Raw genomic sequence first — 12,192 nt, 5'->3', positions numbered from 1 at the left:
GTTTAGGATTTTGTCTTAACTTGAATTTTAGTAAAAGAATTATTTTGGAACAAATTTAATTGTTTGTGTACTTTATAAAAAGTCTGGCTTTTCAACAACTTTAAAAGTTATTTAAATGTCAGGATCTCAAAAAAATCAATAATAATTATTTGATTTTTTTGAGATGACTATTAACTTTGATGTTTCAAAAGACTTCGTAGCTCAGTTGGTAGAGCAACAGACTCTTAATCTGTGGGTCCTGAGTTCGAGCCTCAGCGGGGTCACTATCTAAAAAAGCCGTTTTTACTTGCGTAAAACGGCTTTTTTGCTTTCCTTAGGGTGGTTTTGGAACATCCTCCCTACACGTTTTGAAAAACCTCAAAACGGTGTGTTTTGCATAGTTTTTTGTTGAACTTCACGTAAAACCGTCACAAATACGTCACAAAGGTTTTCGTGGTAATGAAAAGATTATGGCAACCGTAAGCGCAAAGGTTTATGAACACCACAAAAAAGCAGATGGAACCTACAATGTGAAAATTAGGGTCTATCACAAAGAGGAAAAAAAAATTATAGACACTCCTCATTTCCTTTCCCTAAAACAACTCACCAAGGTGAAAGGAAAAAAAGAATTTAGTATTAAAGATCCTTTTGTCCTTGAAATAGTTGACAAGAAACTAAAGGACTACCGTAAAACGATCAGCGAGCTCGAGGAGAAGCTTGACTTTTTCACCGCGGGTTCATTAAGGGATTATCTCAAAAATATAGATGAAGAAATTGATTTTATCAAGTTCTGTGCGAACTGTATTCAACAAGAGAAGGATGACGGTCGTGATGGTTCTGCCGCTAACCATCGATCAGTCCGTAACCACCTCATTGATTTTTTTAATCGGGAAACTGTCTCAATAAATGAAATACATTTTAATATGCTCGTTCAGTTTGAACGTTACTTGAAATCTGAACGGACAATAACAAGAATAAACCAGTTGGGAAAGCCCGTTTCTACTGTTTCAAAGCCTGTTTCGGATAATAGTTTATATAATTATATGAGAGATCTTCGTACATTATTTAATGAAGCGTTGAACCATTACAATAATGAAGATCTGGGCATTATATTGATTAAACACTATCCCTTCAAAAAATATAAGGTAGGTTCAGCTCCTCTTACCGAAAATAGAAATAATAATCTTGAAGAGGTTATTAGAATTCGAGATTGTAAAGTGTTACCTAACACTAGGGCTGAACTCGCTCGGGACTTATATATGCTCTCATTCTATTTGTGCGGGATGAATGCTGTTGATTTATTTAAAATATCTACTGACAATGTTCGAAATGGTCGGGTTGACTACAATCGATCTAAAACTAAGGGGAAACGAAAAGACAGAGCATTTATTAGTATAAGGATAATTGATGAAGCTAAACCTTTATTGGAGAAATATATTGGAAAGTTATCACAAAGACATTCAAGCCTGACCACTTTCAATTCCTCATTAAAACATGGAATGAAGAAACTCCGAGAACTTTCGGGTGTACAGGTAGTAACGCTTTATGGTGCGCGCCATACCTTCGCAAATACAGCTAGAAATGACTGTAGGATGAGTAAAGATGATGTTGCTTTAGCACTCAACCATGTCGATAATGGAAATCGTGTTACAGATATTTATATCGCCAAGGATTGGAGAATTATAGATGACGTCCAAAATAAAGTAATGCAGTTCTTGAGGAAATCAGAGCCTAAAATTTTGGAACTGATTAGGAAGAAAGAAATAAGCAGGTAAAGCTGCTTAACTTGATTTGTATCCAACGATTACAATTCGTTGGATACAGACTTAATTTTTTAATATTTAAACTTTTACTCATGAAAAATTTACTTTTATTCTTTTTAACGTGTTTCTTGTCAACAATCGGGTTCTTTGCTGCGATCAGCATGAAGTCTCCTTGGATCGGATTCAGTGTAGCTTTTGGTGTATGGTTCTTATTCCTTTGGATTACAACAAAACCCCATAGAAAACATTGATTTTTATGATGATTGTGTGGTTAAAAAAGTCAAAACATCCTCTGTAAACTTCGAAAAGTCATCCTCCGAATAAGCAATATGGCACATTCCTTGCGGCATTATACACTCAACGTGAGAATTTGACTATTAGTGATTTCGATTTTGACCAATGCTCCAATTCGTTATGAAAATAATAAAAATACTGTCTCTAATTACTGTACTATTTTTGATTACACCGGGATTAAAGAGCCAAGAGCGATCTGTTGAGGATATCCTTGATGTACTTGATATGAACTCCAGGTACTTGCCTTCCGCTGATTCAAAAGCAAAACTTTACGTAACATCCATTGGACATGGTGATACCGTGGTTTCCCTTCATGGTGGACCGGGAAACAACTTCTATTATCTTGTAGATGCATTTCGAAATAATACGCATTCGAATAGTTTTCTACTGTATGACCAGAGGGGAAGTCTGCTCTCGAGAGTGCCCGATTCGATTGCCAACACTTTGAATCTTATGGTACTAGTCGAGGATCTGGAACAGCTGAGAATAGAGACGGGATAAAACAAATTAACCTTGTTTGGGCATTCTTTTGGTTCAATGGTAGTTCTTTTTTATTATATCAAATATTCCATTTGCTTAAATGTTTTTTAGCTGATTCTATACTCATTCCACCATTTTTATCAGATGAATATTTCGCCTTTCAAATACAGTACGGCTGTTCCTCCCAGCTCAACTCTGTCACCCAATATCTTACAATGTACTTCGCCTGTTTTTTCTGAAAGTTGAAAAGCGAGTAATTCAGTTTTGCCTAATTGTCCAGCCCAATAAGGAGTGAGCGTTGTATGTGCAGAACCGCATACGGCATCTTCGTTAACGCCACATGCCGGAGCAAAAAAGCGGGAAACGAAATCATATTGATTACCTTTGGCGGTTACAATAATTCCTCGTGCATTTATTTTGGCAATTTTCGCTAAATCAGGGAGTAGAGAAGCAACATCCTCTTCCTTTTCAAATACCAGCATATAATCTGTCTTTCCTTTAAATGCGGCTATAGGTTTTTTGTCGGTAGCTGTTAACAGCTCGTCAGTCAATGATACTTCAGTGTACTCGTCTACTGGAAAATTTAGTATATAATTACCGTCCTGAACGGATACGGGCAGCTCTCCGCTGCGTGGCGAATAAAAAGGAATGACAATCCCCTTTTAAAATTGCTTAATTAGAAGCGATTCTTTTTAACAACCCTTTATGCCTTTCAACAGGTCATTATCGACCCTTCGGTCTTTATGGACGTTTTTATTTTGCTTGAACAGCGACCTTTGAAGGTTTTCCTGACAATTAACAAATGTTGTGGTTACGTTCTGTCCTTCAAAGCCCTTAATGCCGAGGTAATGGAAATCAGATCCACCACTTCCTGCAATCCTGCACCAATCAATGCCGGTAAAACACCGAAGGCTGCAATCAGCATAAGCACGGTACAAACGGCAATGCCAATGAAAACGGATTGACGGGCAATCTTCATCGTTTCTTTGGAAATGAGAATAGTATCACTCACTTTTTGCAGATTGTCTCTTAAAATCACCACATCAGCCGAATCGCTGGCGGCACTCGATCCTTTAGCACCCATCGCAATGCCTACATCGGCAACGGTTAACGACGGTGCATCGTTCACGCCATCACCCACCATTACAACCGGGCGAAATTCGTCGGGCATACTTTTCAGGATTTTCAGTTTGTCTTCCGGCAAACAGCCACCGTGCACTTCCGTAATGCCAATTTCTTTGGCAATGTTTTCAGAAATACTTTGCTTGTCGCCGGAAATCATCATAATTTTTTGGATACCCATTTTTATTAATTGGGCAATGGTTTGCCGGGCTTCGGGGCGCACTTCATCGGTAAAGGTGATTTCCCCTGCATATTTGTCATTCACCGAAACAAATAACGAGGTTTTTTCCGTTTTAATTGAAATGGGTTCGGTCGTTACAAAATTCAGTTTACCCACTTTCACCAGTTTGCCGTTTACTTTTCCTTCAATACCATTTCCTTCTATTTCCTTTAAATCTGTTGCCAGAGGAATCGGTTTATCCCCGATATATTTCATCACCGAAACCGCCAAAACGTGGGAAGACTGCTGTTCTACGCTGGCTACAAAATCAATCAGTTCGTCTTGCGAATAAGAATTTTCCGGGATGATGTCGTCCACAGTAAGATCGCCTTTGGTTAAGGTTCCGGTTTTATCGAAGGCGATGGCTTTCATTCTGTCCAGTTTTTCGATGACAGTCCCGGATTTTATCACCACCCCATTTCTGCTGGAACGGCTCATTCCGGCTATCAGGGCAATGGGAGCCGCCAGAATCAGCGGGCAGGGCGAAGCCACCACCAACACTTCGGCAATGCGGTTGGGATCTTTGGTAATCAAATAAGCAATTCCGGCAATTAAAAAAGCAACGATGGTAAAAGGCAAAGCGTACCGATCCGCCATTCGCACAAAATGTGCCGGCTCTTTTTCGGAATTATGCACCAATTGCACGAGTTGCTGGTACTGGCTGTCTTTGGCGAGTTTGGAAACCTGAATGGTAATGGCTCCCGAACCATTCACCGAACCCGACCATAAGCTGTTGCCTTTGGTTTTGTTGACGGGTTTGGATTCGCCCGTGAGCGAAGATTCGTCCAGCAGCACCTCTGCACTCAGTAAAATTCCGTCCACGGGAATAATTTCCTTGGGTTTTACGATGATGATGTCACCGATTTTAATATCCTCCACAGGAACATCATGTAAATCGTTTCCTGTTTTTTTATGAGCAATTCGGGGTGTATTATCAAGCAATGATTTTAAATCTTTCCGGGCTTTTTTCTGGGCATAATCTTCCAACGAATCACCTCCGGTAATCATAATGAGGATAATGAGTGCCGCCCAATAATTACCAACAGCTAAGGTTGCAGCAATGGCAGAAATCGCCAAAATATCCACGCCAAAATTCCCGGAACGAAGCACGTCGATCATTCCTTTCAGAAGAACAATGGACATCAAAATGCCGGTTGCCGTAATTAAGATTTTAGCATAATGCGGTTCTTTCAGGATAAATTCCAGAACAAGTGCCACTAAGGCAATGCTGAGAACGATAATGAATTTATATATATTTTTCATTTTTATAATTTTAAAAGTTTAAAGACAAACCTAATCCCATTGTTTTATTTTGATAAAACGGATATACAAGAGCACTATTTTTGCTATGATCTTTTGAAAATAATTGACTGACTTTTGGGAACAACCAATAGGCAACTTCTGTGGAGAGAATTCCAATACCGGCACCTGCAACCACATCACCCACCCAATGTTTATCATTCAAAATGCGATAAACTCCCGTAAAAACAGCAATTGGATAACCAGACAAACTTAACCAAATATTTTCATCCTGATATTCACGGAACATAAAATGTGCTGTTGTAAAAGCAGTTGTAGTATGTCCCGAAGGAAACGACAAATTATTAGAACCATCTGGTCGTTCTTCTCTCACCAAATGCTTGGTAGGTAATACGACAGCACTTGAAATCAGCAACGATGTGCCTAAAATAATACTTCGGTCTTTCAAATTATGTTTTCCTTTAAGTCCAATAGCATTTAATCCATAAACCAATATTGCAGGTACGTATTGGGTATAATTATCCAGTTTTATTTTATCCGGCTGATGCTCCCCAATTTCATATTGGGTGGAACGGTTCAGCTGTTTCAGATCATCAGACGTCAGGCTTAGGATTCCGTATCCGATAAAAACAGAAGGTACAATCAGCTTTTTATATTTAAATTGATAGGCGTGGTCAAATGATTGATCCATCTTTTGACCTGTTACCAAACTATCCGTTTGTGCTATTCCCAATTGATAAACGCACAATATGAGTATCAATAATAAATGTCTCATTCTTAAATTTATTAATCATCTCCGCCAATCATTTTGGAAACAATTCCCTTTTGAGCTGTTTTTTCTGCCAGCCAAATCCCGCCAAAATGCAAAATAATAAAAATCGGAAACCAGTAAATTGCCCATTTATGAATGGTTTCCATTGCATCTTTCAGGTCTCCATTCCACCATTTCAGGTAGGCTCCGGTGATGGATGAAACAATCACAAACAAGTAAAATAGCAGATAAATAAATCCCTGAAATTTTTCTTTTGCTGATGTATTTGCCGAAAAAGGATTTGGAAAACGAATGCCCTTTACCAACATATAAATGATGCGAACCGCAATGATTACAAAGAAAACATACGCTGCATATACGTGCCATTGCCACATAGGGTCCAGAATGCTTTTTACTGTTACGATGGTTTGTTCATTGGTTAAATCAATGCCTTGCATATTTTTTTCAATAGCTCCCAGAATGGCTTTTTTACCCATCCAGTTGATCCGAAGAAATCCGGTGATAAACAAAACCGTCATTAGTAGAGCTGTGCCCCAGTGTAAACCACGATGAAGCGGGGTAAATATTTTTGTTGAATTTCTCATTATTTTAAATTTTTATATCAGATTTTATCTGACTGTTATTCTTCATCTTCACTGGTATTTTTCAACTTCATCAATATGGTATAGGCGTTTTTGACCACGATTTTCTTACCTTGAAAATCAGCAAAGTTGAGGATTTCAACAAAGCCATTTTCGGAAATTCCCAATGTGACCGGGACCATCTTCCAGGTCTGTTTCCCGGTTTCTGTAAAGACATAACTTTTCCCTTCAAAATCCACCACGCTTTCTTCCGGAATAGCATTGGCAAAAGAATTTTCTGTTTTCACTTCGGCATTCATATACATTCCGGGAATGAGTGCAGGATCGTATTTTTCAAAATGACAATTAACCTCAGCCATGCCGCTTCCGTCCACGTCTTTACTCGTCAGCAAAATTTCACCGGCATATTTTTTTGAAGGATCTACATTGGTATAAGCCACAATCTGTTGCCCGGTTTTCAGCATTTCCAAATCCTTTTCATACACTTTTAAATTGAGGTGAATATCAGAAGGATTGATGAGTTTAAACAGCACATCCGAAGACGTTACATATTTGCCTACATTCACATTCACCTTGCTCACAAAACCGTTGATGGTACTATAGACAGGTACGCTCTGCTGAATATTTCCGGCAGATATCTTAGCCGGATTTATGTTGACCAACTTCAGTTGCTGGGCAATGGAATTCATCAGAATTTTCTGATCGCTCATAATGGATTGTGCCTGCTGCATCACTTTATCACTACTTGCCTGGCTTTGGTTGAGCTTAGTTTGTCGGTTATAATCCAGTTGGGCAAAGTGGTATTTGGATTTTGCCATCAGATAATCCTGCTGCAACTGTACAAACTGCGGATTTTCAATAACGGCAATTACCTGACCTTTAACTACTTTCATCCCTGGCAAAAGGCGGGTGCTTTTCAGATAGCCGCCCAGCGGTGTACTTACGGAAACCAGATTTTGCGGTGGTACATCAATTTTACCGTTGAGTTTCAATACGGTGGAAATATGCTGCATCGACAGTTCCGCGGTTTCAATGGGGGTATTGTGTAACTGTGCATCGGTGAAAATAACCGTGTTTTCGTCTTTCGGATTTGCAGTTTTGGTGGCGGTGGTTTCTTGTTTTTGTTGACATTGAACTGCGGAAAGCAGTACTATCAAGACCAAAAAATAAGAACCGTATAATTTTAATATTTTCATTTTCTTGTCTAATTATATATTGATTTGAAAAATTCTGTTTACTGTTTAAAATATCCTGTTCATCAACTACTGAATCGTGATATAATTCAGTTCAACCACGCTTTCGTTTAGTTTCAATAGGGCATCTGCATAATTGCTTTTGAGCAAAACTGCCTGATTGACGAGCATTACAAATTCCAGATAATTGATTTCTCCGTTAATGAATTGTTGCTGTGCTGTTTTGGTAATGATGTCTGCATTTTTCAGTTCATCAGTTTCGTAACGGTTGATGATTTCGAGATTCGTTTGATACATTTGCTTGAGCTGTTGCTGTTTTTTCTCTAATGCAAATTCCGTATTATGCCAATCGTTTTCCGCAATGCTTTCCGCCACTTTAGAAGCGTGAATTCTTGCCTTTTGTCCGCCTGAAAATATTGGAATGCCAACACCTACCATCACCGAATGAAACTGTGGTGTAGCAGAATACAGTTTATCATCAGGTCCCATACCTTTGAACGAATTGAGATTATAACCGATTTGCAAATCCGGAAGAAGTCTGGATTTTTCCACTTCGGTTTGTTTGCCGGCAACCGTTTTTTGCTGTTCCAATACATGTAACAAGGGATGCGAAGCATTTTCCTGAAGCAAAAGAACCGGTCTGGAATTTTCCAAAGGAAGATATTCCGTTTCGGAATTGAGCAACCAACTGAACTGCAACTGCAAGGTTTTTATTTCCTGCTGCACTTGTTTCAACTGAATCTCAATTGCCGATTTTTGGTTGGAAGCCGTTGTTTTTTCCAGAATATTGCTTTCTCCAGCTTTTAAACGCAAACTGGCTTTGTCTAAAAATTGGGTGTACAGTTGCAACGTTTCATTCAGCAATTTTTCCTTATCTTTCCAATACACCATCTGGAAATAACTTTGGCTGACGGCTTTTTTCAGTTCAAATTCTTTAAGCGAAACATTAAACTGGCTTTTTTTCCATTCTTCGGAATGCAAATTTTTCTGTTTCTGATACACAGTTGGAAAAGCGATGCTCTGTGAAATCCCGAATTTCATATCGTTGTATGCACTATTTATTTGTCCGTAATCTGCTGTAACTGCGGTTTGCGGAATATCGGCATTAGAAGTTTTAATCAATGCTTTGGCATAATCCGAACGCAGTTTTTCATTTTTCAGGTTGCGATTGTTTTGCAACGCTGTTTGCACGGCTTCATCTAAAGAAATTATGGTTTGTGCCTTCATTTTTATTCCTGAAAACAGCATAAAAATCAACAGAACAGAGGCGACATGTTTGGATTTTGGTTTTTTCATTTTAAATCCATTTTCGATATTGACATATAAAAGCGGTAGGACAAAAAGGGTGAGCAAAGTGGCCAATATCAGTCCGCCAATTACCACGGTCGCCAAAGGTCGCTGCACTTCTGCTCCAGCACCTGTGCTTATTGCCATCGGGATAAAGCCGAGGGAGGCAACGGCTGCGGTCATCAATACCGGACGCAATCGGCTTTCGCCGCCATCAATCACAATTCTGACGATATTTCTAATGCCGTTTTTATGCAGTCGGTTAAATTCTGAAATCAATACAATACCGTTCAAAACCGCTACGCCAAAAAGAGCGATAAAACCAACGGCAGCACTGATGCTGAAAGGCATTCCGCGTAAATTCAACATAAATACACCTCCGATGACCGACAACGGAATGGCGGTGTAAATCAGAAGACTTTCTTTAATCGACTTGAACGCCATAAACAACAGGACAAATATCAATGCCAATGCCAGCGGAACGGCAATCATCAACCGTTGTTTGGCGTTGTTCAGATTTTCAAAAGAACCGCCATACGTAATAGAATAGCCGGCCGGAAGTTTAATCTGTTTGTCCACTTTACCCTGCAATTCTTCCACAATGCTTTGCACATCACGGTCTTTGATGTTGAAGCCGACGACAATACGGCGTTGTGCATTTTCACGTTGAATTTGATTGGGACCTTCCACCACATCTACGGTTGCCAGCTGATTGAGCGGGATCTGATTGCCTGCAGGTGTTGGAACCAATAGATTTTGAATATCATTGATGTTTTTTCGGTCACTGGCATTCAGGCGTACTACCATATCAAAGCGTTTTTCGCCTTCAAAAACCAAACCTGTACTCTGTCCGGCAAATGCGGTATTAATCACCCGATTGACATCTGCAACAGAAAGATGATACTGAGCAATCACGGGACGATTGTATTTTACCACCACCTGCGGAAGCCCGGAAACCGGTTCTATATAAAGGTTTTGTGTACCTTTTACCGTTTCAATGATTTTACCGAGTTGGTTGGCATTTTGCACCAAAGAATCCAGATTATCGCCAAAGATTTTGATGACCACATCCTGTCTTGCACCAGTCATCAGTTCATTAAAACGCATCGCTACCGGATACTGAAAACCAACTGTAATACCGGGCACATCTTCCAGTGCTTTGCTCATTTTTTCTGATAATTCGGAAAACGTTTTGGCGGAAGTCCATTCTTTTTTGTCTTTCAGAATGACCATCATATCCGAAGCATCCATTGGCATCGGATCGGTAGGCACTTCTCCACTTCCTATCTTGGTGACCACTTTTTCCACTTCGGGGAAACGGGTTTTTAAGATATGGGCTGCTTTTTGCGTACTTTCAATCGTGGTGGTAAGGTTGCTGCCCGGTAAAACGCGGGTATCCACCGCAAAATCACCTTCTTCCAAAGACGGAATAAATTCGCCGCCCATTCTGCTTAGCAGAATTATTGCCGTGATGAACAATATCCCGATTATGGTAAAAATGGTTTTCGGAATGCGTAAAACTTTCAGCAAGGTTTTCAAATAAAGCGCTTCTACTTTCTTCATTACCCTGTCCGACCACGAAGGTTTTAAACTTCTTTTCTTCAACAAAACCGAACTCATCATCGGAATGTAGGTTAGGGAAAGCAGAAATGCACCTAATAATGCAAACGCCACCGTTTCTGCCATCGGGCGGAACATTTTCCCTTCAATCCCCTGCAATGTTAGGATCGGAATGTACACAATGAAGATGATAATTTGTCCGAAAACTGCACTGTTCATCATTCTTCCGGCAGATTCTGTAACTACACTATCCATATCATTGGACGGAATTTTCAGCAGGCTCTTGAACTTAGGATTGAGGGATAACTGATGCAGGACGGCTTCTACAATAATGACCGCTCCGTCGATGATTAATCCAAAATCCAGTGCACCCAAACTCATCAGATTGCCGCTCACCCCGAAAAGGTTCATCATACAAATGGCAAAAAGCATTGCTAGTGGAATCACCGAAGCCACGAGTAAGCCGGCTCTGAAATTTCCGAGAAATAAAACGAGGACAAATACCACGATTAAAGCACCTTCCATAAGGTTTCTCTCTACCGTGCTGATGGCATTATTCACCATTTTGGTACGGTCAAGAAAGGGTTCTATCACCACGCCTTCGGGCAGGGTTTTCTGGATTTGAGCCACTTTGGCTTTTACATCTTTGATGACCTGACTACTGTTGGCACCTTTCAGCATCATCACCACCGCACCCGAAACTTCGCCCTGATCGTTGTAAGTCATCGCTCCGTAACGGGTGGCAAAACCAATTTTGACATCAGCTACATCTTGGATAAACAGCGGTACATCGTTGTTTTTATTGGTAATGGAAATGTTTTGAATATCCTCAATATTGCCCACCAAACCTTCGCTCCGAATGTAGAGAACGGTTGGCCCTTTTTCGATATAAGCACCGCCGGTGTTCTGGTTATTGGCATTCAGTGCATCAAAAACATCATTGATGGTAATGCCGTAAGCATTAAGTCGGTCGGGATTCACGGCAATCTCGTATTGCTTCAATTTACCGCCAAAACTGCTGACTTCCGCTACGCCTTTGACCTGAAGTAGCTGTCGACGCACAATCCAATCCTGAATGGTACGGAGTTCCGTAACGTCGTATTTTTGTTCAAAACCTTCTTTAGGACGAACGACATATTGATAGATTTCGCCCAAACCGGTAGAAATCGGCCCTAATTGCGGTGTTCCGATACCTTGCGGAATTTCATTCTGAACCTGTTGCAGCCGCTCTGCCACTTGTTGTCTTGCCCAATACACATCAATACCATCATCAAAAACAATGGTAACCAAGGACAATCCGAAACGGGAGAAACTGCGGATTTCTTTGAGTCCGGAAATATTGGAGTTCGCCTGTTCAATTGGGAAAGTAACCAGACGTTCGATATCGGTTGCCCCAAAAGACGGAGCGATTGTAATAACCTGCACCTGATTATTGGTAATGTCCGGCACAGCATCAATCGGTAATTTGCTTACCTGATAAGAGCCAATGCCGATTAAACCAAGAACCAATAATGCTATAATGAGTTTGTTCTTTACAGAAAACTCAATGATTTTTGTAAGCATAATTTATTCTGTTAATCGTAAATGATAAATAAAGAGATTTGACGTTTCCAATACATGATCAATCCTACAGGCGGACACAAAATACACCGACTGCCCGAATGAAAGTATTATCAAACAG

At 40.1% G+C, this 12,192-nt stretch carries 8 protein-coding genes and 1 tRNA gene; 3 read left to right on the top strand and 6 right to left on the bottom strand.

The genetic code is table 11. From position 1 onward, the window contains the following. Nucleotides 1-190 precede the first annotated feature (190 nt). From PZ892_RS17825 to PZ892_RS17815, 3 genes are all read left to right on the top strand, one after another. Nucleotides 191-263, top strand: a tRNA-Lys gene (locus PZ892_RS17825). Between the two features lie 186 nt (nt 264-449). Then, nucleotides 450-1,754, top strand: a complete 1,305-nt coding sequence (locus PZ892_RS17820; protein ID WP_094258361.1) for a site-specific integrase — start codon at nt 450-452, stop codon at nt 1,752-1,754. 402 nt (nt 1,755-2,156) lie between these two features. Beyond that, complete coding sequence (locus PZ892_RS17815) at nt 2,157-2,537, top strand: hypothetical protein (protein WP_277711767.1); 381 nt, start codon at nt 2,157-2,159, stop codon at nt 2,535-2,537. Between the two features lie 119 nt (nt 2,538-2,656). Here the strand turns inward: PZ892_RS17815 and PZ892_RS17810 are convergent, their stop codons facing one another. From PZ892_RS17810 to PZ892_RS17785, 6 genes are all read right to left on the bottom strand, one after another. Next, nucleotides 2,657-3,106: a PhzF family phenazine biosynthesis protein gene (locus tag PZ892_RS17810; RefSeq protein ID WP_256962586.1), complete on the bottom strand. Its 450-nt coding sequence runs from the start codon at nt 3,104-3,106 to the stop codon at nt 2,657-2,659. A 221-nt stretch (nt 3,107-3,327) separates the two neighbouring features. Next, complete coding sequence (locus PZ892_RS17805) at nt 3,328-5,121, bottom strand: heavy metal translocating P-type ATPase (RefSeq protein WP_093099843.1); 1,794 nt, start codon at nt 5,119-5,121, stop codon at nt 3,328-3,330. A gap of 10 nt (nt 5,122-5,131) precedes the next feature. Next, nucleotides 5,132-5,893, bottom strand: a complete 762-nt coding sequence (locus PZ892_RS17800) for a phosphatase PAP2 family protein (RefSeq protein WP_093099842.1) — start codon at nt 5,891-5,893, stop codon at nt 5,132-5,134. An 11-nt stretch (nt 5,894-5,904) separates the two neighbouring features. After that, nucleotides 5,905-6,474 (bottom strand): cytochrome b/b6 domain-containing protein, encoded by a 570-nt coding sequence (locus PZ892_RS17795; protein WP_094258358.1) that lies wholly within the window; start codon nt 6,472-6,474, stop codon nt 5,905-5,907. Nucleotides 6,475-6,509: 35 nt separating this feature from the next. Then, complete coding sequence (locus PZ892_RS17790; RefSeq protein WP_086946604.1) at nt 6,510-7,667, bottom strand: efflux RND transporter periplasmic adaptor subunit; 1,158 nt, start codon at nt 7,665-7,667, stop codon at nt 6,510-6,512. Between the two features lie 66 nt (nt 7,668-7,733). Further along, entirely contained in the window at nt 7,734-12,074 is a 4,341-nt protein-coding gene (locus PZ892_RS17785; RefSeq protein WP_094258357.1) for a CusA/CzcA family heavy metal efflux RND transporter, read from the bottom strand. Nucleotides 12,075-12,192: the final 118 nt, after the last annotated feature.

The organism is Sphingobacterium sp. WM (assembly GCF_029542465.1).
GTDB lineage: Bacteria > Bacteroidota > Bacteroidia > Sphingobacteriales > Sphingobacteriaceae > Sphingobacterium > Sphingobacterium cellulitidis.
Note: the sequence above shows the minus strand (reverse complement) of the source record. Positions and strands in the feature narration are given on the sequence as shown.

What these genes read in the sequence shown, in the direction of transcription:
- PZ892_RS17820 (WP_094258361.1), top strand. Translation starts at nt 450, where the DNA reads ATGGCAACCGTAAGCGCAAAGGTTTATGAACACCACAAAAAAGCAGAT.
- PZ892_RS17815 (WP_277711767.1), top strand. Translation starts at nt 2,157, where the DNA reads ATGAAAATAATAAAAATACTGTCTCTAATTACTGTACTATTTTTGATT.
- PZ892_RS17805 (WP_093099843.1), bottom strand. Translation starts at nt 5,121, where the DNA reads ATGAAAAATATATATAAATTCATTATCGTTCTCAGCATTGCCTTAGTG.
- PZ892_RS17800 (WP_093099842.1), bottom strand. Translation starts at nt 5,893, where the DNA reads ATGAGACATTTATTATTGATACTCATATTGTGCGTTTATCAATTGGGA.
- PZ892_RS17795 (WP_094258358.1), bottom strand. Translation starts at nt 6,474, where the DNA reads ATGAGAAATTCAACAAAAATATTTACCCCGCTTCATCGTGGTTTACAC.
- PZ892_RS17790 (WP_086946604.1), bottom strand. Translation starts at nt 7,667, where the DNA reads ATGAAAATATTAAAATTATACGGTTCTTATTTTTTGGTCTTGATAGTA.
- PZ892_RS17785 (WP_094258357.1), bottom strand. Translation starts at nt 12,074, where the DNA reads ATGCTTACAAAAATCATTGAGTTTTCTGTAAAGAACAAACTCATTATA.